At 68.0% G+C, this 25,799-nt stretch carries 28 protein-coding genes; 14 read left to right on the forward strand and 14 right to left on the reverse strand.

Annotated elements, in window-relative coordinates:
• Positions 1-186: 186 nt before the first annotated feature.
• The 3 genes from ACIHAX_RS35050 to hppD all read right to left on the reverse strand — a co-directional run bounded on the left by ACIHAX_RS35050 (position 187) and on the right by hppD (position 2,588).
• Complete coding sequence (locus ACIHAX_RS35050; RefSeq protein ID WP_355080019.1) at positions 187-744, reverse strand: DUF3558 domain-containing protein; 558 nt, start codon at positions 742-744, stop codon at positions 187-189.
• A 10-nt stretch (positions 745-754) separates the two neighbouring features.
• Entirely contained in the window at positions 755-1,282 is a 528-nt protein-coding gene (locus tag ACIHAX_RS35055; protein WP_364434744.1) for a DUF3558 domain-containing protein, read from the reverse strand.
• 103 nt (positions 1,283-1,385) lie between these two features.
• Entirely contained in the window at positions 1,386-2,588 is a 1,203-nt protein-coding gene (hppD, locus tag ACIHAX_RS35060) for a 4-hydroxyphenylpyruvate dioxygenase (RefSeq protein WP_355080023.1), read from the reverse strand.
• A 157-nt stretch (positions 2,589-2,745) separates the two neighbouring features.
• On the opposite strand from hppD, the gene ACIHAX_RS35065 reads away from it, so the two are divergent.
• Positions 2,746-3,270 (forward strand): Lrp/AsnC family transcriptional regulator, encoded by a 525-nt coding sequence (locus tag ACIHAX_RS35065; protein ID WP_355080025.1) that lies wholly within the window; start codon positions 2,746-2,748, stop codon positions 3,268-3,270.
• 10 nt (positions 3,271-3,280) lie between these two features.
• On the opposite strand, the gene ACIHAX_RS35070 is transcribed toward ACIHAX_RS35065, so the two are convergent.
• Together ACIHAX_RS35070 and ACIHAX_RS35075 are read right to left on the reverse strand one after the other, a co-directional pair.
• Entirely contained in the window at positions 3,281-4,393 is a 1,113-nt protein-coding gene (locus tag ACIHAX_RS35070) for a winged helix DNA-binding domain-containing protein (RefSeq protein WP_364434739.1), read from the reverse strand.
• 17 nt (positions 4,394-4,410) lie between these two features.
• Complete coding sequence (locus ACIHAX_RS35075) at positions 4,411-5,385, reverse strand: NADPH:quinone oxidoreductase family protein (protein ID WP_355080029.1); 975 nt, start codon at positions 5,383-5,385, stop codon at positions 4,411-4,413.
• A gap of 146 nt (positions 5,386-5,531) precedes the next feature.
• Between ACIHAX_RS35075 and ACIHAX_RS35080 the strand changes: the two genes are divergently transcribed.
• From ACIHAX_RS35080 to ACIHAX_RS35090, 3 genes are all read left to right on the forward strand, one after another.
• Entirely contained in the window at positions 5,532-5,864 is a 333-nt protein-coding gene (locus tag ACIHAX_RS35080) for a type VII secretion target (protein ID WP_397281923.1), read from the forward strand.
• Positions 5,861-6,994 (forward strand): transglycosylase SLT domain-containing protein, encoded by a 1,134-nt coding sequence (locus ACIHAX_RS35085; protein WP_397281925.1) that lies wholly within the window; start codon positions 5,861-5,863, stop codon positions 6,992-6,994. The genes ACIHAX_RS35080 and ACIHAX_RS35085 overlap by 4 nt, the downstream gene beginning before the upstream one ends.
• 223 nt (positions 6,995-7,217) lie before the next feature.
• Positions 7,218-8,003, forward strand: a complete 786-nt coding sequence (locus tag ACIHAX_RS35090) for an acyl-ACP thioesterase domain-containing protein (RefSeq protein WP_355080035.1) — start codon at positions 7,218-7,220, stop codon at positions 8,001-8,003.
• A 365-nt stretch (positions 8,004-8,368) separates the two neighbouring features.
• On the opposite strand, the gene ACIHAX_RS35095 is transcribed toward ACIHAX_RS35090, so the two are convergent.
• Entirely contained in the window at positions 8,369-10,039 is a 1,671-nt protein-coding gene (locus ACIHAX_RS35095) for an FAD-dependent oxidoreductase (protein WP_397281928.1), read from the reverse strand.
• Positions 10,040-10,220: 181 nt separating this feature from the next.
• Here ACIHAX_RS35095 and ACIHAX_RS35100 point away from each other — a divergent pair, with 181 nt between their 5' ends.
• The gene (locus ACIHAX_RS35100; RefSeq protein WP_355080039.1) at positions 10,221-10,712 is read left to right on the forward strand and encodes a histidine phosphatase family protein; all 492 of its coding nucleotides are present in this window, start codon (positions 10,221-10,223) and stop codon (positions 10,710-10,712) included.
• A gap of 23 nt (positions 10,713-10,735) precedes the next feature.
• Here ACIHAX_RS35100 and ACIHAX_RS35105 read toward each other — a convergent pair whose 3' ends face one another.
• The gene (locus ACIHAX_RS35105) at positions 10,736-10,939 is read right to left on the reverse strand and encodes a hypothetical protein (RefSeq protein ID WP_355080041.1); all 204 of its coding nucleotides are present in this window, start codon (positions 10,937-10,939) and stop codon (positions 10,736-10,738) included.
• Positions 10,940-10,997: 58 nt separating this feature from the next.
• Between ACIHAX_RS35105 and ACIHAX_RS35110 the strand changes: the two genes are divergently transcribed.
• Positions 10,998-11,369 carry a glyoxalase superfamily protein gene (locus ACIHAX_RS35110; protein WP_397281930.1) on the forward strand — a complete coding sequence of 124 codons (372 nt, stop codon included), beginning with the start codon at positions 10,998-11,000 and terminating at the stop codon, positions 11,367-11,369.
• Positions 11,370-11,379: 10 nt separating this feature from the next.
• Here ACIHAX_RS35110 and ACIHAX_RS35115 read toward each other — a convergent pair whose 3' ends face one another.
• Complete coding sequence (locus ACIHAX_RS35115; RefSeq protein ID WP_355080045.1) at positions 11,380-11,988, reverse strand: TetR/AcrR family transcriptional regulator; 609 nt, start codon at positions 11,986-11,988, stop codon at positions 11,380-11,382.
• A 77-nt stretch (positions 11,989-12,065) separates the two neighbouring features.
• On the opposite strand from ACIHAX_RS35115, the gene ACIHAX_RS35120 reads away from it, so the two are divergent.
• From ACIHAX_RS35120 to ACIHAX_RS35145, 6 genes are all read left to right on the forward strand, one after another.
• Positions 12,066-12,950 (forward strand): alpha/beta hydrolase, encoded by an 885-nt coding sequence (locus tag ACIHAX_RS35120; RefSeq protein WP_364434566.1) that lies wholly within the window; start codon positions 12,066-12,068, stop codon positions 12,948-12,950.
• 123 nt (positions 12,951-13,073) lie between these two features.
• Complete coding sequence (locus ACIHAX_RS35125) at positions 13,074-13,532, forward strand: MerR family transcriptional regulator (protein ID WP_355080049.1); 459 nt, start codon at positions 13,074-13,076, stop codon at positions 13,530-13,532.
• Positions 13,529-14,539 carry an aldo/keto reductase gene (locus tag ACIHAX_RS35130; protein WP_397281933.1) on the forward strand — a complete coding sequence of 337 codons (1,011 nt, stop codon included), beginning with the start codon at positions 13,529-13,531 and terminating at the stop codon, positions 14,537-14,539. Before ACIHAX_RS35125 ends, ACIHAX_RS35130 begins: the two co-directional genes overlap by 4 nt.
• A gap of 25 nt (positions 14,540-14,564) precedes the next feature.
• Positions 14,565-14,858 carry a putative quinol monooxygenase gene (locus tag ACIHAX_RS35135; protein WP_355080053.1) on the forward strand — a complete coding sequence of 98 codons (294 nt, stop codon included), beginning with the start codon at positions 14,565-14,567 and terminating at the stop codon, positions 14,856-14,858.
• Between the two features lie 140 nt (positions 14,859-14,998).
• Positions 14,999-15,793: a GNAT family N-acetyltransferase gene (locus ACIHAX_RS35140; protein WP_355080055.1), complete on the forward strand. Its 795-nt coding sequence runs from the start codon at positions 14,999-15,001 to the stop codon at positions 15,791-15,793.
• Complete coding sequence (locus tag ACIHAX_RS35145; protein ID WP_397281936.1) at positions 15,790-16,779, forward strand: pirin family protein; 990 nt, start codon at positions 15,790-15,792, stop codon at positions 16,777-16,779. The genes ACIHAX_RS35140 and ACIHAX_RS35145 overlap by 4 nt, the downstream gene beginning before the upstream one ends.
• A 208-nt stretch (positions 16,780-16,987) precedes the next feature.
• Here the strand turns inward: ACIHAX_RS35145 and ACIHAX_RS35150 are convergent, their stop codons facing one another.
• Together ACIHAX_RS35150 and ACIHAX_RS35155 are read right to left on the reverse strand one after the other, a co-directional pair.
• Entirely contained in the window at positions 16,988-17,464 is a 477-nt protein-coding gene (locus ACIHAX_RS35150) for an SRPBCC family protein (protein ID WP_397281938.1), read from the reverse strand.
• Entirely contained in the window at positions 17,461-17,793 is a 333-nt protein-coding gene (locus ACIHAX_RS35155) for an ArsR/SmtB family transcription factor (RefSeq protein ID WP_397281940.1), read from the reverse strand. Before ACIHAX_RS35155 ends, ACIHAX_RS35150 begins: the two co-directional genes overlap by 4 nt.
• Positions 17,794-18,092: 299 nt before the next feature.
• Between ACIHAX_RS35155 and ACIHAX_RS35160 the strand changes: the two genes are divergently transcribed.
• Positions 18,093-18,716 carry a hypothetical protein gene (locus ACIHAX_RS35160; RefSeq protein ID WP_397281942.1) on the forward strand — a complete coding sequence of 208 codons (624 nt, stop codon included), beginning with the start codon at positions 18,093-18,095 and terminating at the stop codon, positions 18,714-18,716.
• Here the strand turns inward: ACIHAX_RS35160 and ACIHAX_RS35165 are convergent.
• Entirely contained in the window at positions 18,713-19,567 is an 855-nt protein-coding gene (locus ACIHAX_RS35165) for a helix-turn-helix transcriptional regulator (RefSeq protein WP_355080065.1), read from the reverse strand. The two genes, ACIHAX_RS35160 and ACIHAX_RS35165, sit on opposite strands and share 4 nt — an antisense overlap.
• 101 nt (positions 19,568-19,668) lie before the next feature.
• On the opposite strand from ACIHAX_RS35165, the gene ACIHAX_RS35170 reads away from it, so the two are divergent.
• Positions 19,669-20,679: an aldo/keto reductase gene (locus tag ACIHAX_RS35170; RefSeq protein WP_397281944.1), complete on the forward strand. Its 1,011-nt coding sequence runs from the start codon at positions 19,669-19,671 to the stop codon at positions 20,677-20,679.
• Between the two features lie 242 nt (positions 20,680-20,921).
• On the opposite strand, the gene ACIHAX_RS35175 is transcribed toward ACIHAX_RS35170, so the two are convergent.
• The 3 genes from ACIHAX_RS35175 to ACIHAX_RS35185 all read right to left on the reverse strand — a co-directional run.
• Positions 20,922-21,398, reverse strand: coding sequence for a PaaI family thioesterase (locus tag ACIHAX_RS35175; protein WP_397281947.1), 477 nt, complete (start codon positions 21,396-21,398; stop codon positions 20,922-20,924).
• 127 nt (positions 21,399-21,525) lie between these two features.
• Positions 21,526-25,479, reverse strand: coding sequence for a DNA-directed RNA polymerase subunit beta' (locus tag ACIHAX_RS35180; protein WP_355080071.1), 3,954 nt, complete (start codon positions 25,477-25,479; stop codon positions 21,526-21,528).
• A 102-nt stretch (positions 25,480-25,581) separates the two neighbouring features.
• Positions 25,582-25,799, reverse strand: a 218-nt coding sequence (locus tag ACIHAX_RS35185; RefSeq protein WP_356968766.1) for a hypothetical protein, incomplete at its 5' end; no start/stop codon positions are given.

Below are 25,799 nucleotides of genomic sequence, written 5' to 3' on the forward strand. Positions count from 1 at the left end.
TTCTCGCGTCCCGAGGTCGGGCGTGTCGCGCGCGGCGCGGAGCCCTTATTCCGGGCACGCTGGATTCGTCGGCCGCTCTCGCTGGCCTACGGTCACGCACGAACTTGCCCGCATGCTTCCGGGCACAGCGGTCCACGATACCCGTGGCCGGGACACAGGGTCAAAGTGGGTCGGTTCGAAGATCGTCTACCTGGCCAGGTTCAAGGTCATTTCCATCAGCTTCTTGGCCGCGTCGCACGGGTCGGGATGCGCCGAGCCGGGGCGGTAGTTGATCCACCAGCCGATCACGCCGTTGTCCGGCGCACTCGCCGTCACGCCGCAGGAATCAGGGTCCTTCGGCCTGCGTATCTGCAATGCCAGCGAACTCTGGATGGTGATGTTGGTGGTCTCGTAGCCGAGCTTGTTGTTCGTCTGTTTCTCGTTGCTCAGCGTCCCGTTCTCGTACCAGTTGAGCGTGGCCATCCCGTTGCCGCCGGGCGCGCCGATCAGATCCCACATGCACACCGCGCCGAAGAACGACTCGCTGACCGTGACGCCCTCGCCGACGGCCTTGCCGATCTGCTCCTCGGACAGGATCATGCATTCGCGCAGCAACTTGTCCAGCCTGGTGTTGACCGGCTGGCTTCCGCCCACCGGCTGCGGCGAACCGGGCACCACCTGACTACAGCCGCCCACGGACAGCGCCACCGCTACCGCCGCGGCGGCCACCGCGCCTCGCCCGCGCAGGACTCGTCGCACGTTCATGCCCTCCCCCTCACTGCATCCGCTGCAGAGTCAGCTCGGCGAGAGCACGGCTGCGGTCGCACGGGTTGCCGGAGCCCGTGCTGAAATTTCCGATGTTCGTCGACCATTCGAAGAAGTCGTCACCGAGTTGCACGGCGAGGTCGCAGATCTGTCCACTCGGATCCAAGGCGGCGAAACCCTCGCGCCCACCGACCTTTATCGGATCGGGGGCTCGGCCGTTCACGGTCACCCACGCCCGCTCACGCTCGATCGGACTCCCTCGATAGGAAGCGAAAGTGATACTGGCAGAACCGATGCCGGCCGACTGCCAATTGCAGCCGACGGCATTGCGGAAGACGCCGGAGATCCGGCCGAGCCCGCCAAGAGCGCGCACCTCGTCGTCGGTCACGTGCCCACACTCCCCGACGAACGGACCCATGGCCACCACTTTGGGCGCAGGCCGCGACGGACCGGGGTCCTCGGAGTCTCCGCTCGAACCGCAACCCGCCAGTGCGAGCACCAAGGCTGCCGCGGTCACGACCGCCGACTTGATCCGCATGGCAAGAACTCTACCGATTGCGCTCCGGGCGGACCGTCCGGCGAACACGGCCGGGCAGCGCTGCCCGCGACAGCCGGGCCGGCCATAGCTGCGCGAGCTCCGATTAAAGATTGCCCCGGGCTTGCTGTTCGCGTTCGATCGCCTCGAACAGAGCTTTGAAGTTCCCCTTGCCGAAACCGAGGGAGCCATGGCGTTCGATGAGTTCGAAGAAGACCGTGGGGCGGTCGGTGAGCGGTCTGGTGAAGATCTGCAGCAAGTAGCCGTCCTCGTCACGGTCGACGAGGATGCCGCGCCGCTGGAGTTCTTCGACCGGGACGCGGACCCGGCCGATGCGGGCGCGCAATTCGGGATCCTCGTAGTAGGCCGTCGGCGTCTCCAGGAACTCGACACCCTCCCTGCGCAAAACGTCCACGCAACCGAGGATGTCGCCGGTGGCGAGCGCGATGTGCTGGACACCGGGGCCGCGGTAGAACTCCAGGTACTCATCGATCTGGGAGCGTTTCTTGCCGACGGCGGGCTCGTTGAGCGGGAACTTCACCCGATGGTTGCCGTTGGCGACGACCTTGCTCATCAGCGCCGAGTACTCGGTGGCGATGTCGTCGCCGACGAACTCGGCCATGTTGGTGAAACCCATGACGCGCCGATAGAACTCGACCCACTCGTCCATCCGCCCGAGTTCCACGTTGCCCACGACGTGATCGATCGCCTGGAACAACCGGTTGGGCGCGCCGTCGCGCCGCTGGTAGTTGGAGCGGCGGGCGACATAGCCGGGCAGGTAGGGCCCGAAATAGCCGGAACGGTCGACCAGGGTGTGCCTGGTGTCGCCGTAGGTAGCCAGCGCGGCCGAGCGGACCGTGCCGAAGTCGTCGGTCTCGTCGTGCGGTTCGACCAGGACGGTGGCGCCGTGGGTGCGCGCCCACGCCACACAGCGGTCGACGTCGGGCACTTCGAGCGCGATGTCCACCACGCCGTCGCCGTGTCGATTGTGATGGGCGGCCAGTGGACTGTCCGGGTGCACCGCTCCGGTGATCACGAAACGCGCCGCACCGCTACGCAGCACGAATGCCTTGTGGTCGCGATTGCCGGTCTCCGGACCGGAGTACGCCTCCAACCGCATGCCGAAGGCGGATTCCAGGAAGTGCGCGGTCTGGGTGGCGTTGCCCACCGCCCAGACCAGAGCGTCCCACCCGATGACCGGAAACGGGTCACCGCTGTTGTCGTGGTCCACCAGCCCCACGAGCGTGCGCAGCTCGCCGTCGCTGGGAACGGCGCCGGACCGGGTGTCCGGCAGGTGCTCGATGGTCATGTTCCAAGGAAATCGCCGGTTCCGTCGGCTAGGCAACAGCGCCGATTCCCGGTAGTCAGTGTGGCGAATTCGGCTAGGAAGTGGCGGGCCATGCTGGACAATTTGAATAGCATGAGCGGGCCGGGCAGCGAGCCCGGTGCGGCGAACGGAGGCCGGCATGGCGCGCACATCGGCGAAGCTCGACGAACTCGATCTCGCCATCCTGTCCGCGATGCACGAGTACCAGAAGGCGGGCATTCTCGAACTGTCCCGGCGGACCAGAGTGGCAAGGGCCACCGTGCAGTCCCGGATCGCGCGCATGGAGGAGTCCGGCGTGATCGCCTCCTACGACCCGCAGATCGATGTCACCGCCGCGGGGTTCGACGTGCAGGCCTTCGTCACGCTGGAGATAGCCCAGGGTGCGCTGGACGCGGTGGCCTCCGAGCTCGACGCCATCCCCGGCGTGCTGGAGGCCTACGCCACGACCGGCACCGGCGACGTGCTGTGCCGGATCGGGGCCGACTCGCACGCGGGGTTGCAGGCCGTGCTGCTGAGCATCGACCGGACCTCTTCGGTGGTGCGCTCGCACAGCGTCATCGTTCTTTCCACCGTGGTGTCCCGCCGGGCGCTGCCCCTGTTGCGCACGTTGAGCCCGACCGGGACGACCAAAGCGCCCGCCTACCGACCAGCCCGCGAGCAGTGAGCGACCCCGGTCAGGGGCGCAGGCCGGCGTGCACGTCGAGGATTTCCACGCTGCCCTGCTTGTCCGCCTCCAAGAAGGCGAGCAGAGCATGCGCCTCCGCCTCGACATCCGCGCGCTCCGCCCCGGTCCAGTTCCGGGTCGGACTGATGCGGAGCCGGGCGGTTCCCGCGTTCGTGAAGATCTTGTACATGCCCGCGAGAAAGCCGTCGACCAGCACCGGCGAGACCTGAGCCGCGAAGGCGCGCAGCGGAGGGGCCGCGCCGTCGGGCACGATGCGGGTCCGATCCTGGTGCGACAGCAAGGCGTTGTCGTACCAGCCGAGCAGCCGCACCGGGGCGGGAATGTCCGGATCGGCAAGTTCACCGTCGGCGATGTCGTAGAGCGTCCGACCGCGCTCGTCGGTGTAGGTGCGCACCCGGTCGCCCAGTTCCGCGACGGCCTGCTTCATGCCGAGCAACTTCGACCAGGTCTGCATGTCCATGGTGCTCGCAGGCCCGAAAGCACGCAGATAGCGGAAGATCAACTCCGCCAAGGGATACGAGGGGTCCAGCGGCGCACCCAACCAAGGCTCGACCCGCGACCAGATCGGCCTGCTGTTGTCCTTCCACTTGCCGCGCGGCGGGGTCTGCAACACCGGGAGCTGGTACAGCCAGGTCTGCAGCACCGCGCCAGGGTCGCGGTCGGGGTACAACTCCGCGGCGCGGGCGCGCAGGTCCGCCGCGGACGTCGGCTCGTCGGCGAGCGCGGCTTCGCCGTGCCCGCGCACCTCCTCCGGATCCAGTCCGACCATGGCGCCGTAGTTGAAACCATTCCGGAACGGCACCTTCTCCAGTTCCGGCTGTATGTGCGGCGCGATCCGCACCGCGTCGGGCGGCGTGACCAGGTGAATGGTGCCGCGCATCAGGGTGATCCGAACCAACGACCGGTCCTCCAGCGCGTCCGAGACCGTCGCCGGATCGAAATCCGCTACGCGGCTCCACAATGCGACGAACGGCGGCAGCGAATCCTGCGCCTGCAACCCGACGAGATGGTCGCACATCTCGTGCACCGTCAACCGCGAGCGCTCGAGTAGATGCTGGCGAGCCAACAGGGTCCGGTTCAGTACCCGGTTGGACAGCTTCATGACGCGGCCGGAATGCCTCAGCGCAGGGTGACCACGACCTTGCCGGTGGCCGTCCGGTTGTCCAGCGAGGCGACCGCCTCCGCGGCCTTGTCCAGCGGGTACAGCACCGGCTCCGGCGGGGCGATCTTGCCGGAGGCCAGCAGCGGTTCCACCTCGGCCCACTGCTCCTGCAGATAGCCCGGATGCGACATCACCCACTCGCCCCACGCCGCGCCGGTCACCTCCACGTTCTTCAGCAGCAGCCGGTTGACCTTGACGGTCGGGATCTCCCCCGCGGTGAAGCCGACGACCAGCAACCGGCCCGCCGAGCCGAGCGACCGAACGCTGTCGGTGAAGCGGTCGCCGCCGACCGGGTCGAGCACGATGTCGACGCCGCGGCCGCCGGTCAGTTCCTTCACCGCCGCCAGCCAGCCGTCGGTCAGCACCACGTCGGTGGCCCCGTTGGCGCGCGCGACCTCGGCCTTCGCCTCGGTGCTCACCACGGCGATCACCCGGCCCGCCCCGAGCGCCGCCGCCATGCGCAGCGTCGAGGTACCGATGCCGCCCGCGGCGCCGTGCACGAGCACCGTCTCACCTTCCGCCAGCCTGCCCCGGGTACGCAGGCAGAAGTGCACGGTGAGGTCGTTGAACAGAATGCCCGCGCCCGCCTCCAGCGAGACGTTGTCGGGGAGCCGGAACACCATCTGCGCGGGCGCGACGGCCGTCTCGGCCAGCGCGTTGCCCAGCATGGTCAGCGCGATCACCCGGTCACCCGGTCGCACGTGCGCGTCCTCGGGCGCTTCCCGGACGATGCCCGCGACCTCGCCGCCCACGACGAACGGCAGTTCGGGTTTCATCTGGTAGAGGCCGCGCGTCATCAGCACGTCCGGGAAGGCCACACCGGCCGCGTGCACGTCGATCACGACCCCGCCCGGGAAAGCCGCGGGCTCCGGAATATCCACGATCCGGATCGCTTCCGGGCCTTCCAGCTTGCTGACCTGGGCTGCGCGCATGTGCCGACCTCTCTGTCCTCGCACCGGTCTGATCCGCGGCCGGCGCCACACCGACAACATAACCGGCGCGGTCCGACGACGCCCGTCCGGACGCCCGATTTTGCTATGCTGGCCGCGACCTCGCGGTCGGGAGGGAAGGGGGATTCATGGTCGAGCAAAACCAATCGCAACCTGCGGCGACGATGCAAGTCGATCCGGCGGCGCTGCGCTCGTTCGCGCAGACTCTCCGTACGGAGGCCACCTCGGTCGCCGACCTCGGCGGCGGCGAGAGTCTCGGTGCCGTCGTCGGGGCGCTGCCAGGCACCGAGTTCGGCCCTGCGGCCCAGCGCGCGAACGACGCCGCGCACCGCTGCCTGGAGCGGATCGGCTCGCGGCTCAGCACGATCGCCGACAACCTGCACAACGCGGCGGGAAAGTACGAGCTGGTCGAGGACGACTTCGCGGCGAAACTTCGCACCATAGGACTCCAGGTGCCATGACGCTCAGCATCCCAGACGTCGAGAACTGGCGGCCGGAGCAGCTCACGGCGGCGGGCGCGCTCGCCGAACGGATGTCGCAGGGCCTGGACACCGCGGTCGGCAAGGGCGCGGACGACACGAAAGCACTCGCCGACGCCGAGCAGTGGTCCGGTTCCGCTGGCAACGCCGCGAACGCCAGGATGCAGACCGAGAAGACCCGCGCTTCCGCGGTGAGCGCCGCCCTGCTCGAGCTGAAGACGGCGCTCACCACCCAGGTGCAGAACCTCGCCGAAGCGAAAGCCAAGGTATTGAGCCTGCGCGACGACGCGCTGAACCAGACGCCGCCGTTCGACGTCGCGCCCAACGGCACCGTGGACGCCAAGACGCGCATCGACTATCTGCGCTCGCACGCGGACAAAGCCGACGTCGAAGGGCTCGTCTTCCAGGAAGCACTACAGGCGGCCTCGCGGACGTGGGAGCTGACCAACGCCCTGAAGACCGCCGATGACGTGGCGAACCAAGCGAAGACGCAGGTCGAGAGCGCGGCCGGGAAACTGGAGGCGGCGTTCACCGGGCTCGGCGAGCCCAGCGCGAACGTGCCCGCGGCCCCCACCACGCCCGCCGCCACCGCACCGGCCGCCGCATCGGGGACCCCCGTCGCCGCACCGTCGTCGCACCAATCGAGCCAGCTGACGTCCGGGCACCACAACTCCGGGTCGCCGCACGGCACCTCGTCGAGCACGCCGTATCACGGTGGTACGAGTTCGTCCGCGCCGTCGGGGCCCATGCCGACCGGTGACGTCGCGCAGTGGATCGCCGAGGCGAAGCAGAAGCTCATCGCGATGGGGTACGACCCAGCGCAGATCGATGAGCGGGCCATCGCGCTGATCATCGAGCACGAATCCGCGGGCAATCCATACGCGGAGAACCGCTGGGACAGCAACTGGGTGGCCGGGCATCCGTCGAAGGGTCTGATGCAGACCATCGACAGCACGTTCAACGCGTACAAGGCGCCGGGCCACGACGACGTCTGGAACCCGGTCGACAACATCATCGCCGGCGTGCGGTACTCGATCGACCGCTATGGTTCGCTCGGCAACGTCCCGGGTGTCGCTGCCGTGAACTCGGGCGGCGCGTACCAGGGGTACTGACCCCGCGCACGGCCATGCTTCACGCCCGCCGAGCCGCCGCGACCGTGCGTCGGATTCTCTCGCGCGCGCAAGACCCCCGTTTTTGCTGGCCCAGATCCCCGCAGACGGACTATTAAGGAGGTACGGACGGCTCGACGCGAGGGTGTGACGTACGCCCCGTAAAGTCGTCACAACAGCACCGCACGAAGAAAACGCGGCACACCGTGCAGCGCGAGGAGCACAAGTGTCACTCGATCAGCCACTCGCCCCGCTTCCCGAGGAGGGCATGGGCTTTGCTTCGGCGTGGCCCATCCGGGCTGGCGATGTGGATCCCTACGACCGGTTGCGGTTCGACGCCGTCGCCCGCTACCTGCAAGATATCGCCTGGGAAAACCTGCACAGCACGTTCTTCCACCGGTCGGACCCGAACTGGATCGTCCGGCGCACCGTCATCGACGTCATCCGGCCGATCCTGTGGCCGGACGACGTGCAGCTGCTGCGGTGGTGCTCGGCGATGTCCACCCGGTGGACCAATATGCGTGTGCGGATCACCAGCGGCAACGGCGGATTGATCGAGACCGAGGGCTTCTGGATCAATATCAGCGAGTCCACCGGCATGCCCGCGCGGATCAGCGACGAGGGCCTCGCCTACCTCGCCCGCACGTCCACCGAACACCGCCTGCGGTGGCGGCCCTACCTGACCGACGCCACACCGCCGGAGTCGGACACCGACTTACCGTTCCCGGTGCGGGCCACCGATATCGACCAGTACAACCACGTCAACAACGCCTGTTACTGGCAAGCGGTGGAACAGTTCCTGGTCGAATATCCCAAACTGCTCGCGGGTCCACACCGCGCGGTGATCGAATACGTGGCGCCGGTGCTGGCACGCCAGCACGTGAGCGTGCGCAGCCGGTACGAACCCGGGGATCGGACCGGCCAGCCGGTGTTGCGGCTGTGGTTCGTGGTCGGCGGGACCACCACGACCGTGGTCCGCATCATGCCCATTCCCGCCTCTCCGAGTATTTAGGCCGTACCAGTCGGGTGGCGCGGGATTTGCGTTCAGGTCCTGCGTCGAGTGCTACTCGGGTTTTGGGCGTACCCGGTGAGTTACCCATGTACTTGCGAAATCAGTAGGCTGCTCCGCGTCTCCGCCTCTTCAGGCCGTACTGGTCAGGGGCTCGGCAGTTGCGTTCAGGGCTTGCGTGGGTGCCGCTCGGGTTTTGGACGTACCCGACGAGCTATCCATGTGCCTGCGAAATCAGTCGGCCGGTTCTCGCAGAAGATCCACCTGGTCGGCGTCCTCGTTGGATCCAGCCGATGCTTGGGCCACGTCGGGACCTGGGGATCGGAGCCGGTCGGGTCGCGGGGTGATCCGACCGGCGTCCTGGGTCGTCAGCCGCGGGCGGCTTTGAGCAGGTCTTCGCGGGTGGTGAACTTGACCCGCGGGCGGCCCGCGGACTTGCCCGCGGACTTTTCCGCCTGGTCGATCGCTCGCCAGCCCGCCCGGTCCACCAAGTCGGCCTGGCGCTCGGCGAGCAGCGCCTTCAGCGCGGCGCGGTCGGCCTGCGGCGCTGCGAGTTTGCCCGCGGTGAAGTCGGCGAGCAGCAGCTCCACCGTCTCCTCGGAGTCGGTTCGGTTGGAACCGATGACGCCGCGTGGTCCCCGCTTGATCCATCCGCTGACGTACACGCCGCTCAGCAGCGTCCCGTCGTCGCCGACGACCCGGCCGTGCTCGTTCGGCACGACGCCGCGCCGCTCGTCGAACGGCAGCTCGCCGATCCGCTCGCCGCGGTAGCCGATCGAGCGCAGCACCAGCGAAGTCTCGATGCTCTCGGTGCGGTCGGTCGGGCGCGCCACGAGCTGACCGTTGTCGTCGAACAACTCGTTGTGCACGATCTCGATGGACTCCACCCGATCGGTGCCGGTCAGCGCGGTGGGCGAGGTCAGATAGCGGAAGACGATCCGCTTGTTGCCCTCGGCCCTGCGCCCGCCCGCGTACTCCTTGGCCAGGGTGTACTTCAAGGCCAGCGACGGCTCCACCTGCGGGTCGTCCACGAGCGCCTGGCTGGCGTGGTCGAGTTCCAGGTCGGCCTCCTCCACGACGACGTCGACGCCCTTCAGATGCGCGAGCGCGAGGAACTCCGGCGAGGTGTAGGCCGCCTGGAGCGGGCCGCGCCTGCCGAGCACGACGACCTCACGGATATTGCTCTGCCGCAGGGCATCCAGCGCGTGATCGGCGATGTCGGTCTTGGCGAGTTCGTCCGGATCGACGGTCAGCACGCGCGCCACGTCCAAGGCGACGTTGCCGTTGCCGACGATCACCGCGCGCTCACCGGACAGATCGAAGGTCCGGTCGGCGTAGTCGGGATGGCCGTTGTACCAGGCGACGAACTCGGTGGCGGAGTGGCTGCCCGGCAGGTCCTCGCCCGGGACGCCCATCTTGCGATCGCTCGAGGCGCCGACCGCGTAGATCACGGCGTGGTGGTGGCGCAGCAGTTCCTCGTGCGAGATGTGCGTGCCCACCTCGACGTTCAGGTAGTACTGCAGGGTCTCGCGGCGGAACGCGGACTCGAACATGCCCGAGACCGTCTTGGTGCCCGGATGGTCGGGCGCGACGCCCGCACGCACCAGACCCCACGGGGTGGGCAGCCGGTCGAACATCTCGATTTCCACGTCGGCCCTGCGCAACAGTTCGTCCGCCGCGTAGCAGGCCGCGGGCCCGGCGCCGACGATCGCGACGCGCAGGGTGCCCAGCTCCTTCGGCGGACGCGAGGGCGTGACGATCGGATCGAAGTTGGATTCCAGCGGATGCCGTTGGAAATAGGCGGCATTGATGTCGCGGAATCGCGCGAGCGAAGCGGTCAGGTCGTCCTCGGAGAAGATGGCCTCCACCGGGCACGCGTCGACACAGGCGCCGCAGTCGATACAGGTGTCGGGATCGATGTAGAGCATCTCGGTCGTCGCGAACTCCGGCTGGTCCGGAGTGGGACGGATGCAGTCGACCGGGCACTCGGAGACGCAGCTGGCGTCGTTGCAACAACGCTGCGTGATTACGTAGGCCATATTGTGCTGATCCTCGAAGAAGTACGTGGGCTGTGGCCACCCAGGGGTTGTGGTGGACAGATGAGCGGCGTCCGTCACGTCCGCCGCGAGGGTCGCCCGCGGGAGCACGTGATGTGATGCCGCTTTCAGTTTGCCTCGAGTGTGGTCGGGACCTCTCGCCCGGAGGGCTTACCGTATCTCCATGGCGCGGACTCTGATCCTCATGCGGCACGGCAAATCGGCCTATCCGGACGGCGTCGACGACCACGAGCGACCGCTGGCGCCGCGAGGCAGGCGCGAGGCCGGACTCGCGGGTGAGTGGCTGCGCGCGACCCAGCCGCCGATCGATGCCGTGCACTGTTCCACGGCCACCCGCACCAGGCAGACGCTGTCCGCGACCGGCATCACCGCGCCGGTGGTCTTCGAACCGGGGATCTACGAGGCCACGCCGGAAACGCTGATCGAGCTGGTCCGCCTCAGCGCCGACGACGTGGCGACACTGCTGGTGGTCGGCCACGCGCCGGGCATGCCGTGGACGGCTTGGGAGCTGGCGAGCAATCGCGACAGCGCCCCCGCGGTCGAACTCAGCCGGAAGTTTCCGACTTCGGCGCTCGCGGTACTGCGCTTCGACCGCGACTGGGCGGACGTCGATCCGGGTACCGGAGAGCTGGTGCAATTCCACATCCCGCGCTGACCGCACGCGATCCGGACGCGCGGTCAGCGCAGTAATCTGCCGCCGACCACGACGACCGCGCCGAGCACGAGCAGCAGCGCGAACGCGGCGAGTCCCCCGAACAACCACCACACCACGCCGAGCGCGAGCGCGAACGGCGCGACCGCTATCGCGGTGATCACCGGGCTTTCCTTGACCGTCGCCCAGGCCGAACGAGCCCTGATCCGGTCGATGTCCTTTCCAGGCATGTGCCCAGGGTAGGCCGGAATCCGGGACTTTGTCGGTGCACGATGGAATGCTCGCCGGATGGATTGGAAAATCGAACTCGTCGCCATTCCGGTGACCGATGTCGACCGCGCCAAAGACTTCTACACCAAGATCGGCTTCAACGCCGACCACGATCACCGGGTGAACGAGAACCTGCGCTTCGTTCAACTGACCCCGCCCGGTTCCGGATGCTCGATCTGTCTCGGTGAGGGCATCACCGACGCGGAACCCGGCAGCGTCCGAGGCATGCAGATCGTGGTCGCCAGCGCCGACGACGCCTACCAGCAGTTGATCGCCGCCGGTGTGGACGCCGCCCCGGTCGAGGACCTCGCCTGGGGGCGGTTCACCTACTTCGCTGATCCAGACGGCAACAAATGGGCCGTCCAGCAGCTGACCGATTACAGCAGCTGACCGACGCGCGTCAGTCCGCCCGGAGCACCCCCGCCCGGGCGGCCAGCGCCGCCGTACGCGCCGCGCGCTCGGCCACCGCGTCGTCGACCGGCTCGCCGGTGACGAGCATGCGGTAGTAGATCGGAGCGGCTGCCAACCGGATCACCTCCGCCGGATCGGTGTCAGGGTGCACCTCACCGCGTTCGAGCGCGCGCCGCACGATGACGACCACCTCCGCGAAGCGGTTCTCGAACAGCAGGGAGAACGTGGCGCGAGCGGACGGATCCCTGGTCGCGGCCACCACCATCGCGTACAGCCAGTGCTCCGCCACCGGATTCCGATACACCTCGACCACGGCGCGGGCGAAGTCGATGAGATCGCGTTCGAAGTCCCCGGTGTCCGGCGTGACGATGCCCGTGCCGACATCCATCCCGGCCTCGAGGATCACGCGATCCAGGCCGCCCCAGCGCCGGTACAAGGTGGACACCGCGACGCCGGCTCGCGCGGCGATCTTCTCCAGACTTGTTCCCGCGTAGCCATTCTCGACCAGTTCCGTCAGCGTCGCCGCGAGCACGGCCCGCTTCGTGCGCGCCGTCCTTCCGCCCGGGCGGACCGCACCGGGCCTGATCTCCTCTGCCATCGAACAGCTTTCCCTTGCGTCGATCCGTCAGCCCTGCCACGATCTTAATGCAAACTTCTTCTCGTTTAGGTGGTCCTGTGAACATCGCCAAGGTCTCGCACCGGTTCGTCGAGGTCGACGGCGTGCGCGTCTTCTATCGCACGGCCGGACCGGCCGACGCGCCCACGCTTCTCCTGCTGCACGGATTCCCATCCGCTTCCCACCAGTTCCGCAGGCTCATCGACGCGCTCGGCGACCGCTACCACGTGGTCGCGCCGGACTACCCGGGCTTCGGACACACGGAGGCGCCCGCCGACTTCCCCTATTCGTTCGACTCGCTCGCCGACGTCCTGGAGGGTTTCGTCGAGGCGCTCGGCCTGACCCGGTTCGTCATGTACGTCTTCGACTTCGGCGGCCCGGTCGGGTTCCGGCTGGCCACCAGGCAACCGGACCGCATCGCGGGCTTGGTGATCCAGAACGCCAACGCCTACGCCGAAGGGTTGTCCGAACTGGCGCGCCAGACCGTCGCCAACCGGCCGGGCGTGCCCGGCGCCGAGGACAACATCCGGCAGATCCTCACCCTGCCGGTGACCCAGAGCCAATACCTGGGCGGCACCACCGATTCCGAACTCGTCGCACCCGACGGATGGGTGCTCGACCAGTACTTCCTGGACCGCCCCGAGCGGCAGCGGGCACAGATCGCGCTCGGCTTGGACTACCACTCCAATGTCGAGCTCTACCCTGTTTGGCAGCGCTGGCTGCAGTCGCACCGCCCACCCACATTGATCGTCTGGGGAAGAAACGACGCCTTCTTTCCCGAGCCGGGCGCGCACGCCTACCTCCGCGACCTACCGGACGCCGATCTGCACGTTTTCGATACCGGCCATTTCGCGCTCGAGGAGTTCCTCCCGGAGATCGCCCCGCTGGTCGCCGACTTCGTCGACACCGTCGCGCGACAGGACGCGAAGCCGGTCTCGCGGTGACGGCGACAGCCGAGAGAAACAACCGGAGAATGGGTCTTGCTTGGAGTGCACTCCAGGTGATTAGCGTCGTCAGTGTTCAACGAGAAGGGCGAGTGCAGTGAACGAGCGTCAGCGAGTGAAGTCATGAGTGAAACCGCGTTTCCGGTGACCGCGAGTGACGACCGGGAGCTGCCGCGGTATTCGATCGGCGAGGTGTCCGAGCGATCGGGGCTGAGCCGGGATACGTTGCGCTGGTACGAACGGATCGGGCTGATGGACTACATCGGCCGGGACCACTCCGGCAAGCGCCGGTTCAGCGACCGGGATCTCGAATGGCTGGCGCTGATCGGGCGGCTGCGCACGACCGGCATGTCGGTGGCGGACATGGTTCGCTACGCCGAGCTGGTGCGGACGGGAGACGCCACGCTCCCCCAGCGGCTGGAGATGTTCCGGGACACCCGCGCCGAGGTACTCGCCAAGATCGATGAACTCCGTCAGACCCTGGCCGTGTTGGACCACAAGATCGCCCTGTACGAGGGCAAAGTCGAGACAGCTCCCCCGGCCATGGTCACCGCGCACGACAGCGAAGGAATCAAGCTATGACGAGCACGGACAGCCTGCCCACCACCACCCTGGGAACCAGCGGCATCGAGGTGGGGACGCAGGGTCTGGGCTGCATGGGCATGAGCGAGTTCTACGGGCCCAGCGATCTCACCGAATCAAGGGCGACCCTGGATCGGGCGCTGGAACTGGGTGTCACTCTGTTCGACACCGCCGATGTCTACGGCTCCGGGCACAACGAGGAATTCCTCAGCGATTTCTTCGGCGCCGAGCGCGACCGGCTGGTGATCGCCACCAAGTTCGGCATCGTCCGCAAGGCCGACGACCCGGCCTTCCGAGGGTTCGACAACTCCCCCGCCTACATCCGCGCCGCGGTGGAGGGCAGCCTGCGCAGGCTGCGGGTCGACACCATCGATCTGTACTACATGCACCGCAAGGACCCCGCCGTGCCGATCGAGGACACGGTCGGCACGATGGCGGAATTGGTGCGGGAGGGCAAGGTGCGCGCGCTCGGATTGTCCGAGGTGACGGGCGCCGAACTCCGGGCGGCGCACGCGGTGCACCCGATCGCGGCCGTGCAGTCGGAATGGTCGCTGTTCTCCCGGGACGTCGAACGCAGCGTGGTGCCCGCCGCGGCGGAGCTGGGTGTGACCTTCGTGCCGTACTCGCCGCTTGGTCGCGGCTTCCTGACCGGATCGTTCACCGGCACCGCCGACAGGAGCGATTTCCGTTCCACGATGCCGCGCTTCACCGGCGAGAACGCGGCGCGCAATGCCGAACTGCTCGACCCGCTGCGGGCCATCGCCGAGGCACGCGGCATCACCCTGGCGCAGGTGGCCCTGGCCTGGGTGCACGCACAGGCCGCTGTGCGCGGCCTCGCAGTGGTCCCGATCCCCGGCACGCGCAGCCGCACCCGGCTCGCCGACAACGTGGCCGCCGCGACCATTTCGCTCACCGCCGACGAACTGGCGACACTGGAGCCGATCGCGAGCCGGGTGACCGGCACCCGGTACGCGGACATGTCGTTCACGTCGGCGGGCCGCGAATAACCCACCACGAGATCAGGAGACGCTCATGTCGACGTTGACGCTCAACGTCCGCTTCACCGCCAAGCCGGGTCGCGAGGCGGAGTTGAAGGACCTGTTGCAAGGCATGATCCAACCGACGCTCGCCGAGGACGGTTGCGTCCGATACGAGCTCTACCTGCATCCCACCGACCAGAGCCGGATGGTGCTGCTCGAGGAGTGGGCCGACGAGGACGCCTTGGCCGCGCACTTCCAGACGCCACACCTGAAGGCCCTGGCGACGGCGTTGCAGGACGTCCTGGTCGAACCGTTCCAGCTGCGACGGTTCACCGAGATCGGATGAGCGCGGCGGTGGTCCGGGGTCGCGTGCGGGCCCGGCCCACCACGGACTCCTTCCCTACCACACGCTTCCCCGGACCGAAGTCCGTTTCTCCGGCGGCGCGGTCTGCGCCGTTCACCGGCGGCCGCTAACATCCCATGAATATGAGCCCCGAAGCCCCGCGAGATCGCGTCTGGATCGACAAACGGACGCCCACCGCGTTCCGCGCACTGAACGGCGTCGCGAGCGAGGTCAGGGCCGCCGCCGCGGCCGTGGGGCTGGATCGCCGGATCATCGAACTGATCAATCTGCGCGTCTCCCAGATCAACGGTTGTGCGTACTGCCTCGACGTGCACTACCGGGCGGCCTTGGCGGCCGGGGCTACCGAGCAGGAGATCGCGGTGCTGCCCGGCTGGCGGCGCGGCGGCACGTACCCGCCCTTCGAGCAGGCCGTGCTCGCGATCGCGGAAGTGACGGCGACGCTCCCGGACGAGCACGTCATCGAGCGTGAGTACGCTTTTGCTCGCCGGTATCTGACGGATGACCAGCTGTCCGTCGTCATCTGGGTGGCCACCACGATCGGCGCGTTCAACCGGGTCTCGATTCTCAGCAGGCATCCGGTTCGCGCACGGAAGGAGAAGGGAACCATGACCGAATCGGCTTCGGAGTCCAAGGTCGTCCGCAACGACGAGCGGCATCGCTACGAGGTGTTCTACGGCGGGGAGCTGGCCGGCTTCGCCGACTACGAGGAACGCGACGACGAGACGGTGTTCACGCACACCGAGGTCGACGGCGCGTTCTCCGGGAAGGGCCTCGGCTCGGTCCTGGCCAAGAGCGCGATCGAGGACGTCGTGGAGCGGGGGCGGGTGATCCGGCCGGTGTGCCCGTTCATCAAGGCGTACCTGGACAAGCACCCCGACTACGACAAGCACGTGATCGGCAAGGGCGTCGATCGATGAGTGACCTGGATCCGCGCCCGGCTGAGACGCTGTGTGAACCCGCGCCCGGCCCCGGCCCGGTCGCGGAGCGTTATCCGGCCCGCGAGGTGCCACTCGGCGGCGTGCGCGGTGTGTACGTCGAACGGGTGCTGCCCCAGCGCGACCTGCCCACCGTCGGCGCGTGGTGTTTCCTCGACCACTTCGGCTCGCCGACGGTCACCAAGACCGGCGCGCCGCCGGACATCGATCCGCATCCGCACATCGGCCTGCAAACGGTGACCTGGCCGTTCGAAGGCCGTATCCGGCACCGCGACTCGGTCGGGTCGGACGTGGAGATCGAACCCGGTCAGCTGAACCTGATGACGTCCGGGCGCGGCATCGCCCATTCCGAGTACGCCGTGCCCGGCGCGCCCGCCGGACACGGCTTGCAGCTGTGGATCGCCCTGCCGGGCCACCGCACCGGCATCGCGCCGCATTTCGAGCAGCATCGCGAACTGCCGGTCATCGAAGCGCCCGGCCTGCGAGCGATCGTGCTGATCGGGTCGCTGGCCGGGAAGACCTCGCCCGCCATCGCCTACACACCCATCGTCGGCGCCGATGTGCGGCTCGAGCCGGGAGCCGATGTCGCTCTCCCGCTCGACCCTCGTTTCGAGCACGCTGTGCTGGTGATCGAGGGCGAGGTGACCGTCGCGGGCGACGAACTCGCGGCTGGACCGCTGCTGTACCTGGGCACCGGCCGTGACGAACTCCAGCTCACCAGTTCCGGCGGCGCGCACGTCGCGCTGATCGGCGGGGAGCCGTTCGGCGAGGAACTGGTGATGTGGTGGAACTTCGTCGGCCGCAGCCACGAGGACATCGTCGCCGCCCGCGCCGATTGGGAGAATCACGACGTCAGCCGGTTCGCCGACATCGCGGGCCACACCCCGGGGCAGCGCATTCCCGCGCCGCCCCTGCCCGGACTGCATCTGAAGCCGCGCAAGCGCCGGATCGGCCCGGCCAGGGACTGAACCGCGCCGCGATCTCATCCGGCTCCGCCCGGCGGCCCCGCTGTTGTCAGCACCGCCACCTGTTGAGGATTGCCGCCGCCACCGTCCCGAGCCGGACGGCCGTTCGCGTCCGTAGACGCGCCTGGATCGGCCGCCGATTCCCCTGACACGAGACGGCGCACCCCACGCTTCGGCTCCGCTCACGCGACCGAAGCCGAAGCGTACGGTCTCAGCCTCGGGCGAGCAGTGCGTCCAGTGCGCGGTAGCTCTCGTTGAGCCCGGACTCCATGCCCGACTGGAGCATCCCGTCCCGTTCCTGCGACGTGTGGAACTGGCTGTCGGTGACCACCTTGGTGCGGCCGTCGCCGAGATCGACGAAGCTGACGCTGTCGATGGCCACGTGGGCGGGCATACCGTCCCACTCGAAGGAGTACACGATGCGCTCCCGCGGGGTGATCTCGCGGAAGCGGCCCTCGAAGCCGTGCGTCTCCCCCTCGGCGTGCTCGACGAAACGCCAGTGCCCGCCGGCACGAAACTCCCAGCGCTCGATGTCGAGCCGGTTGCCTCGACCCCACCACTGGGCGAGCTGTTCGATCCTGCTGTAGGCGGCCCACACCCGCTCGCGCGGGGCATCGAAGACCCGCTCGATGTGGATCGCGCGGTCGGTGTCGGCCGTGATGACAGCGTCGTTCGTGGTTGTGCTCATCGCTCCTGCTCCGTTCGTCCGAGGAATTCGCCGAGACGGTCCAGCCGCGCTTCCACCATCCGCCGGTAGCCCTGCATCCAGGCCACTTCGCGGTCGAAGACGTTCTCGCCGAGGCGGCAGTACCGCACCCGGCCGCGCTTCTCCGTCACCACCATGCCCGCCGCCTCCAGCAACTGGACGTGCTTCTTGATGCCGGTGAGCGTCATCTCGAAGCGCTCCGCCAGTTCGCTGACGGTCGCGGGCCCACTGCCGAGGCGTTCGAGGATGCCACGCCGAGTGGGATCCGCGAGCGCTCCGAAGGAGGCGTCCAAGAAGTCATACTGAACCATCTAGTTCAGTGTTGCGCAGCATGGCGCGGACGTCAAGAGGGAATCGCATCGCCCGGATCCGGCACTCGACCGATGGTCGGCCGACAAACCACGAGACGGCGGCCGACCGGATGACGCCGGGGCCGAAGCCCGCCCCCCGCGTCCGATTCCCGCTTTACAGGCACCCGCCGGCGAAGTGCGACAGATACTTTCGCCGCCGCAATCGGTGATGAACTGTCGCTCAACCCTTCTGATCGAGCCCGTCGAGCGGTATCTTGTCCGGACGAACCGGACACGGGGCGGGACACGGAAAGAGCACGATGAGGATCATCCAATTCACCGCGACCACTCTGGTTGCGCTGGCGGCCACCGCACTCACCACGAGCGCCGCGCACGCGCAGCCCGCGCCCGCCGACGCGCCGCTCGACCTGCACGGCACGTTCCATCAGGTCGCCTACGAGGTCGTCGCCAGCGAGGATCGCCGTGCTGCGGTGGCGACCCTCCAGGACGGAACGTTCGAGCTGACCCACGACGACCGGGTGGTGACGGTCGCCGATCGCGACGGCCAGATCGTCGCCGCGCTGCCGATGACGCTGCGCATCGGGGACCAGCGCGTGTCCCTGCGGCCCGTACTCGAGGACGCGGGACATCGGCTCACCGTCGCGCCGATCGCCATGGCCGACGCGCCGCTGCGCGACGTCAGCGCCCAGGAGCGGTTCTACGCCGAGGCCGAGAAGGTCATGCCGACCATCCTGGCGGGCGCGGGGATCGGCGCCGCCATCGGCTTCATCGTCGGATTCCCGCTCGGCCTGTTCGTGATCGACTTCATCACGGTGCCCGTCGCCGCGGTTGCGGGCGCCGCGATCGGCGCGATGGCCGGGTACGTCATCGGCGGTGGACAGCCCGCCGTCGACGCGGCGCTCGAGTACGTCACCGCGCCCTAGTCGAGCCGGTCGACGGGCGTCAACTGCTGCGTGCCGATCACCCGCAGCAGGTCCAGCTTCTCGGCCGCGTCCGTGCCGGGGCGCGGGAGGTAGACCAGCAGGCGCTGGGCGGAGTTGGGTGTGAGCAGCGTTTCGCAGACCATGTCGATCAGCCCGACCTGCGGATGCAAGATGCGCTTGATATCCGAAAGCCGCACGGCTACTTCGTGTTCGTTCCAGAGCCGGTCGAACTCGACGCTCGCGGAGCGTAGTCGCGCGACGAACTCGATCACGTCCGAATCGGCCGCCCGGCGCGCGGCCGTGGCACGCAGATCCGCGACGTGATGGCGGCTGAGCCGGTCCCAATCCTCCTCCGGGAAGGTCGCGCGCGCGGACGGGTCGGTGAACCAGCGGTAGGCGTAGTACCGGTCCCAGCCGCGCCGTTCGCCGTGATCGCCGACCAGCAAGGTGTGCATCCGGTTCTGCACGAGCACCTCGCCGAGATCGGTGACGACCGTGGCCGCGGTGTCGTCGAGCTTGGCGAGCAAGTGCATCAGGCCGGGGCCCACGTGCTTGTCGGTCGTCTCGCGGCCCGGCGGGGCGTGGTCGCACAGATGGTAGAGGTGGTCGCGTTCGTCGTTGTCGAAACGCAGGGCGCGCGCGAGCGACGCGAGCACCTGGGTGGACGGACGCGGACCGCGTGACTGCTCGAGCCGGGTGTAGTAGTCGGTCGAGATGCCCGCGAGCAGGGCGACCTCGTCGCGGCGCAGCCCCGGCGTGCGCCGCCGGATGCCGGGCGGCAATCCCACGTCGGCGGGCGTGAGCTGCTCCCGGCGACGGCGCAGGAAGTCGGCGAGTTCGGGGCGGTCCATGGTTTTCACTGTCCCCCGAAACGGCGTGCTCAGCCAGGGATCGCCGCTCCCCCGATAAACGATCTCTCCCGCGGTGGTCCCGCACGGTTCAGGCTGGTCCCATGACGACAACGAAGATCGACGAAGTGCGGCTGGGAGCCACCGGTCCGACCGTCAGCCGGATCGGCCTCGGCGCTATGAGCATGTCCGGCGCGTACGGCACGACCGACGACGCCGAATCGACCGCGACCATCCATGCGGCGCTGGACTCCGGCGTCAACCTCATCGACACCGGCGATTTCTACGGCGCGGGCCACAACGAGATGCTGATCGGCAAGGCCATCGCCGAACGTCCTCGCGAGGACGTGGTGCTGAGCGTGAAGTTCGGCGCGCTGCGCGGCCCTGACGGCGGTTTCGTCGGCATGGACAACCGTCCCGCCGCGCTGCGCAATTTCCTGGCCTACAGCCTCCAGCGGCTCGGCGTCGACCACATCGACATCTACCGACCCGCCCGGCTGGATCCGGACGTGCCGATCGAGGACACCGTCGGCGCCATCGGCGAGCTGATCGAAGCCGGATACGTCCGCCATGTCGGCCTGTCCGAGGTCGGCGCGGAAACCATCCGGCGCGCGGCGGCCGTGCATCCCATCGTGGACTTGCAGATCGAGTATTCGCTGATCTCGCGGGGCATCGAGGAGCGCATCCTGCCCGTCTGCCGCGAGCTCGGCATCGGCGTCACGGCCTACGGCGTGCTCTCACGCGGTCTGCTCAGCGATGCGATCCAGCCCGGCGCCACCTTCGACCCGACCGATTTCCGCGCGCACAGCCCACGCTTCCAGGGCGAGAACCTGGACCGGAATCTGGAGCTGGTCCGCGCGCTGAACGAGATCGCGGCGCGCAAGGACGCCTCGGTGGCGCAACTGGCCATCGCCTGGGCACTGACCCGCGGCGCGGACATCGTGCCGCTCATCGGCACCCGCCGACGCGGACGCTGGGCGGAAGCTGTTCGCGCCCTCGATCTTTCGCTAACCGACGAGGAGCTGTCCACCATCGAGTCGGCCGTGCCCGCAGACCGAGTCGCGGGGGAACGCTACGCCACGGCACAGATGGCGATGCTCGACAGCGAGCGGTGAGGTCACGTCCGGAGCGCGGCCGCGCCCCGGACCACCCGTGCCCGGACCCCCGATGCCGAAATCGACGGCAGCGGCACGGCGAGGGACGCGAGTCCCGACGGCCTCGCCGCGACAGCGGTCCGGGCGACCCCCACTATTCCGCTGTTCTCCATAAGAACCGGCGTGCGTGCGTCCGCGCGCCCGGCCCGCGGTGCCGGTCACTCACCGTGGAGCACGGTAGCTCCGAGCATCTCCGGGCGCGATCACGTCCGGCGCGGACGCAGCACGGCCGTGAACACCGCTGCGGCCACGGTCCTTCCGGTGGCGTCGGCGATATCCACCGGAACTTCGAGTTCGAGCGGCACCTTCGCCTCGATGTCCGCACGCATCTTCGCCAGCGTCTCGCCGGAGAACGCGGAAGTAGCTCGGAACGGCCCCGCTTCCCCTTTCGCCCGGGCTTTGTACTCGATGCGCCCGTCCTTGGCGACGATGAACGTATCCCCCATCAGGTCCACGATTCCCGACACCGACGCGCCCATCGCGGCGGTCTCCGCCATCCCGAACAACACGGCGGCGTGCAGATCCCCGTTGTGGTTCAGGTGTTCCGCCCGCGGCACGACCGACACCACATTGCGCCCCGCCGCGAACTCCTCCCATTCCACCCCCGCGTACTGGATGAACCCCAGCTTCCGGAACCCGGCCACCACCAGATCCGCCAACGCCACGCCGTCCACCGCCACCTCCAGGAGCAGAACTGAAACCTGTTCTACTTTTACTGGCTTCCCCGACCGGTTGTCCACCGCGCGCGAAACGAATCCGGCCCCCGCTCCAGAACGGAGCGGGGGCCGGATGCTTACGGCTGACGGATCAGCGGTAGTCGCTGAAGCCGTAGTCGTCGAGCGGAACCGCGGCGCCGGTGGTCTGACCGAAGCTGTCCGGGCTGTAGTAGGTGTCGTCGTAGGACGGCACCGCGTACGCGGCGGCACGGGCTTCCTCGGTCGGCTGCACCTGGATGTTGCGGTAGCGGTTGATACCGGTACCGGCCGGGATCAGCTTGCCGATGATCACGTTCTCCTTGAGGCCGATGAGCTTGTCGGAGCGGCAGTTGATCGCCGCGTCCGTCAGGACTCGAGTGGTCTCCTGGAAGGACGCCGCCGACAGCCACGAGTCGGTGGCCAGCGACGCCTTGGTGATACCCATCAGCACCGGGCGACCCGCCGCGGGCTCGGCGCCCTCGGCGACAACGCGACGGTTCGCGGCCTCGAACTCGGCGCGCTCGGTGAGCGAGCCGGGCAGGAACTCCGTGGCGCCCGAGTCGATGATCGTCACGCGACGCAGCATCTGGCGCACGATGACCTCGATGTGCTTGTCGTGGATCGACACACCCTGCGAGCGGTAGACCTCCTGGACCTCGTGGACCAGATGGACCTGAACCTGCCGGGGGCCCATGATGCGCAGCACCTCGTGCGGATCCGCCGCGCCTTCCAGCAGCTGCTGGCCGACCTCGACGTGGTCACCGTCGGAGAGCAGACGCTCGGTGCCGTCGTCGTGCTTGAACACACGCAGACGCTGCCGCTTCGAGAGCTTGTCGTAGACAACCTCTTCGCCACCGTCATCCGGGATGATGGTGATCTTGTAGAAGCGATCGTCGTCCTCCAGCCGCACGCGACCGGAGACCTCCGCGATGGGCGCCTTGCCCTTCGGCACGCGCGCCTCGAACAGCTCCTGCACACGAGGCAGACCGCCGGTGATGTCGTCACCCGCGACACCACCCTGGTGGAAGGTACGCATGGTCAGCTGGGTACCGGGCTCACCGATGGACTGCGCGGCGACGATACCGACGGCCTCACCGATGTCGACCAGCTTGCCGGTCGCCATCGAGCGGCCGTAGCAGGTCGCGCACACGCCGGTGCCGGTGGTGCAGGTCAGCACGGAGCGGACCTTCACCTCGGTGATACCCGCCTCGAGCAGCGCCTCCAGCGCCGGGTCGCCGAGGTCGGCGCCCTTGCCCACGATGACGTTGCCCTGCGCGTCGAGCGCGTCGGACGCGAGCGTGCGCGCATAGGTGGAGGTCTCCACGTGCGCGTCGCGGATGATCGAGCCGTCGAGCTGCTTCTCCGCGATCGGCACCACGATGCCGCGCTCGGTGCCACAGTCGTGCTCGCGCACGATGACGTCCTGCGAGACGTCCACCAGACGACGGGTCAGGTAACCCGAGTCGGCGGTGCGAAGCGCGGTGTCGGCCAGACCCTTACGAGCGCCGTGGGTGTTGATGAAGTACTCCAGAACCGTCAGGCCCTCACGGAAGGAGGACTTGATCGGCCGCGGGATGAACTCACCCTTCGGGTTCGTCACCAGGCCCTTCATACCGGCGAGGGTACGGGTCTGGGTGAAGTTACCCGTGGCGCCCGAGTCGACGATCGTGATGATCGGGTTGTCGGCCGGGTAGTGCGCGCGCAGCGCCTTACCGACCTCCTCGGTCGCCTCCTGCCAGATCTTGACCAGGGCGTTGTTGCGCTCCTGGTGATCGAGCGCACCACGCTGGTACTTCTTCTCGATCTGATCCGACTGCGCCTCGTAGCGCTCCATGATCTCGGCCTTCTCCGGCGGCACGAGCACGTCGGACATGGAGACCGTCACGCCGGAACGCGTGGCCCAGTAGAAGCCCGCGTCCTTGAGCTTGTCGACGGTCTGCGCGACCACGATCATCGGGTAACGCTCGGCGAGATCGTTGATGATCGTCGCCTGCCGCTTCTTGGGCATCTGCTCGTTGATGAACGCGTAGTCCACCGGCAGCAGCTCGTTGAACAGCACCCGGCCCAGCGTGGACTCGATGGTCCACGCGTCGCCGCGGCGCCAGCCCTCCGGGAACAGCTCGGCCTCGATCTCCTTCGGCGGACGCTGGTCGGTCAACCGGACCTTGATCAGCGAACGCACGGTGAGCTCACCGCGGTCCACCGCCATCTGCGCCTCGGCGGGCGAGGAGTACACGCCCTGCTCCGGACCGTCCTGAGTGGCCGGCTGGTAGGAACCCTTCGCGCCCTCTTCCAGACGGGTCAGGTAGTACAGGCCGGTCACCATGTCCAGACGCGGCATGGCCAGCGGGCGGCCCGAGGCGGGCGACAGGATGTTGTTCGACGACAGCATCAGCACGCGAGCCTCGGCCTGCGCCTCCGCCGACAGCGGCAGGTGCACGGCCATCTGGTCACCGTCGAAGTCGGCGTTGAACGCTTCACAGACCAGCGGGTGCAGCTGGATGGCCTTGCCTTCCACCAGCTGCGGCTCGAAGGCCTGGATACCGAGACGGTGCAGGGTCGGCGCGCGGTTGAGCAGCACGGGGTGTTCGGCGATGACCTCTTCGAGGACGTCCCACACCTGCGGCCGCTGCCGCTCCACCATCCGCTTGGCCGACTTGATGTTCTGCGCGTGGTTCAGGTCGACCAGGCGCTTCATCACGAACGGCTTGAACAGCTCCAGCGCCATCAGCTTGGGCAGACCGCACTGGTGCAGCTTCAGCTGCGGACCGACGACGATGACCGAACGGCCCGAGTAGTCGACGCGCTTACCGAGCAGGTTCTGACGGAAGCGGCCCTGCTTGCCCTTGAGCAGATCGGACAGCGACTTGAGCGGACGGTTGCCCGGTCCGGTGACCGGACGGCCGCGGCGGCCGTTGTCGAACAGGGCGTCGACCGACTCCTGCAGCATCCGCTTCTCGTTGTTGACGATGATCTCGGGCGCGCCGAGGTCGATCAGTCGCTTGAGGCGGTTGTTGCGGTTGATCACGCGACGGTACAGGTCGTTCAGGTCGGAGGTGGCGAAGCGGCCACCGTCGAGCTGAACCATCGGGCGCAGCTCCGGCGGGATCACCGGAACGGCGTCGAGCACCATGCCCATCGGCGAGTTGCCGTTGGCCTGGAACGCCGCGACGACCTTGAGCCGCTTGAGCGCGCGCAGCTTCTTCTGGCCCTTGCCGGTGCGGATGGTCTCGCGCAGCGACTCGGCCTCGGCCTCGATGTCGAAGCTCTCCATCAGCTTCTGGATGGACTCCGCGCCCATCGCGCCGGTGAAGTACTCGCCGTAGCGGTCGACCAGCTCGCGGTAGAGCACCTCGTCGACGATGAGCTGCTTGGGCGCCAGCTTGGTGAAGGTGTTCCAGATCTCCTCCAGCCGGTCCAGCTCACGCTGGGCACGGTCGCGGAGCTGGCGCATCTCCCGCTCGCCGCCGTCCTTGACCTTGCGGCGGACGTCGGACTTGGCGCCTTCGGCCTCCAGCTCGGCCAGGTCGGCCTCGAGCTTCTGAGCGCGGGCCTCGAGGTCGGCGTCGCGCTGGTCGGCGACCGCCTTCTTCTCGACCTCCATCTCGGCCTCGAGCGTGGACAGCTCGTTGTGCCGCAGCTCCTCGTCGACCGCCACGATGACGTAGGCGGCGAAGTAGATGATCTTTTCCAGATCCTTCGGCGCCAGGTCGAGCAGGTAGCCCAGGCGCGAGGGCACGCCCTTGAAGTACCAGATGTGGGTGACCGGAGCGGCCAGCTCGATGTGGCCCATGCGCTCGCGGCGCACCTTGGCGCGAGTCACCTCGACGCCACAGCGCTCACAGATGATGCCCTTGAAGCGGACGCGCTTGTACTTGCCGCAGTAGCACTCCCAGTCCCGGGTGGGACCGAAGATCTTCTCGCAGAACAGGCCGTCCTTCTCCGGCTTGAGCGTGCGGTAGTTGATGGTCTCCGGCTTCTTCACCTCGCCGTAGGACCACTGACGGATGTCTTCGGCGGTGGCCAGGCCGATCCGGAGTTCATCGAAGAAGTTGACGTCTAGCACGTAACTTCCTTTCCCCTGTGCGGGTCGAATTCGAGCAAAAGTTCACTAGTTGGGTAATCCGTTGCGGGAGGCCGGATGCCGTGACGGCATCCGGCCGACCGCCTAGTTCGCCAGATCGTCGACGGTCGCGGCTTCGTTCCTCGACAGGTTGATGCCGAGGTTCGCCGCAGCGCGCTCCAGGTCCTCGTCCTCGCCTTCGCGCAGCTCGATCGCGGCGCCGTCGGACGACAGCACTTCGACGTTGAGGCACAGCGACTGGAGTTCCTTGAGCAGGACCTTGAACGATTCCGGAATGCCCGGCTCCGGGATGTTCTCGCCCT

The sequence above is a fragment of the Nocardia sp. NPDC051929 genome, assembly GCF_044548645.1.
GTDB classification, from domain to species: domain Bacteria; phylum Actinomycetota; class Actinomycetes; order Mycobacteriales; family Mycobacteriaceae; genus Nocardia; species Nocardia sichangensis.

Coding starts and splice junctions, on each gene's coding strand:
- ACIHAX_RS35050 (WP_355080019.1), bottom strand. CDS start 744: ATGAACGTGCGACGAGTCCTGCGCGGGCGAGGCGCGGTGGCCGCCGCG.
- ACIHAX_RS35055 (WP_364434744.1), bottom strand. CDS start 1,282: ATGCGGATCAAGTCGGCGGTCGTGACCGCGGCAGCCTTGGTGCTCGCA.
- hppD (WP_355080023.1), bottom strand. CDS start 2,588: ATGACCATCGAGCACCTGCCGGACACCCGGTCCGGCGCCGTTCCCAGC.
- ACIHAX_RS35065 (WP_355080025.1), top strand. CDS start 2,746: ATGGCGCGCACATCGGCGAAGCTCGACGAACTCGATCTCGCCATCCTG.
- ACIHAX_RS35070 (WP_364434739.1), bottom strand. CDS start 4,393: ATGAAGCTGTCCAACCGGGTACTGAACCGGACCCTGTTGGCTCGCCAG.
- ACIHAX_RS35075 (WP_355080029.1), bottom strand. CDS start 5,385: ATGCGCGCAGCCCAGGTCAGCAAGCTGGAAGGCCCGGAAGCGATCCGG.
- ACIHAX_RS35080 (WP_397281923.1), top strand. CDS start 5,532: ATGGTCGAGCAAAACCAATCGCAACCTGCGGCGACGATGCAAGTCGAT.
- ACIHAX_RS35085 (WP_397281925.1), top strand. CDS start 5,861: ATGACGCTCAGCATCCCAGACGTCGAGAACTGGCGGCCGGAGCAGCTC.
- ACIHAX_RS35095 (WP_397281928.1), bottom strand. CDS start 10,039: ATGGCCTACGTAATCACGCAGCGTTGTTGCAACGACGCCAGCTGCGTC.
- ACIHAX_RS35100 (WP_355080039.1), top strand. CDS start 10,221: ATGGCGCGGACTCTGATCCTCATGCGGCACGGCAAATCGGCCTATCCG.
- ACIHAX_RS35105 (WP_355080041.1), bottom strand. CDS start 10,939: ATGCCTGGAAAGGACATCGACCGGATCAGGGCTCGTTCGGCCTGGGCG.
- ACIHAX_RS35110 (WP_397281930.1), top strand. CDS start 10,998: ATGGATTGGAAAATCGAACTCGTCGCCATTCCGGTGACCGATGTCGAC.
- ACIHAX_RS35115 (WP_355080045.1), bottom strand. CDS start 11,988: ATGGCAGAGGAGATCAGGCCCGGTGCGGTCCGCCCGGGCGGAAGGACG.
- ACIHAX_RS35125 (WP_355080049.1), top strand. CDS start 13,074: ATGAGTGAAACCGCGTTTCCGGTGACCGCGAGTGACGACCGGGAGCTG.
- ACIHAX_RS35130 (WP_397281933.1), top strand. CDS start 13,529: ATGACGAGCACGGACAGCCTGCCCACCACCACCCTGGGAACCAGCGGC.
- ACIHAX_RS35135 (WP_355080053.1), top strand. CDS start 14,565: ATGTCGACGTTGACGCTCAACGTCCGCTTCACCGCCAAGCCGGGTCGC.
- ACIHAX_RS35140 (WP_355080055.1), top strand. CDS start 14,999: ATGAGCCCCGAAGCCCCGCGAGATCGCGTCTGGATCGACAAACGGACG.
- ACIHAX_RS35145 (WP_397281936.1), top strand. CDS start 15,790: ATGAGTGACCTGGATCCGCGCCCGGCTGAGACGCTGTGTGAACCCGCG.
- ACIHAX_RS35150 (WP_397281938.1), bottom strand. CDS start 17,464: ATGAGCACAACCACGAACGACGCTGTCATCACGGCCGACACCGACCGC.
- ACIHAX_RS35155 (WP_397281940.1), bottom strand. CDS start 17,793: ATGGTTCAGTATGACTTCTTGGACGCCTCCTTCGGAGCGCTCGCGGAT.
- ACIHAX_RS35160 (WP_397281942.1), top strand. CDS start 18,093: ATGAGGATCATCCAATTCACCGCGACCACTCTGGTTGCGCTGGCGGCC.
- ACIHAX_RS35165 (WP_355080065.1), bottom strand. CDS start 19,567: ATGGACCGCCCCGAACTCGCCGACTTCCTGCGCCGTCGCCGGGAGCAG.
- ACIHAX_RS35170 (WP_397281944.1), top strand. CDS start 19,669: ATGACGACAACGAAGATCGACGAAGTGCGGCTGGGAGCCACCGGTCCG.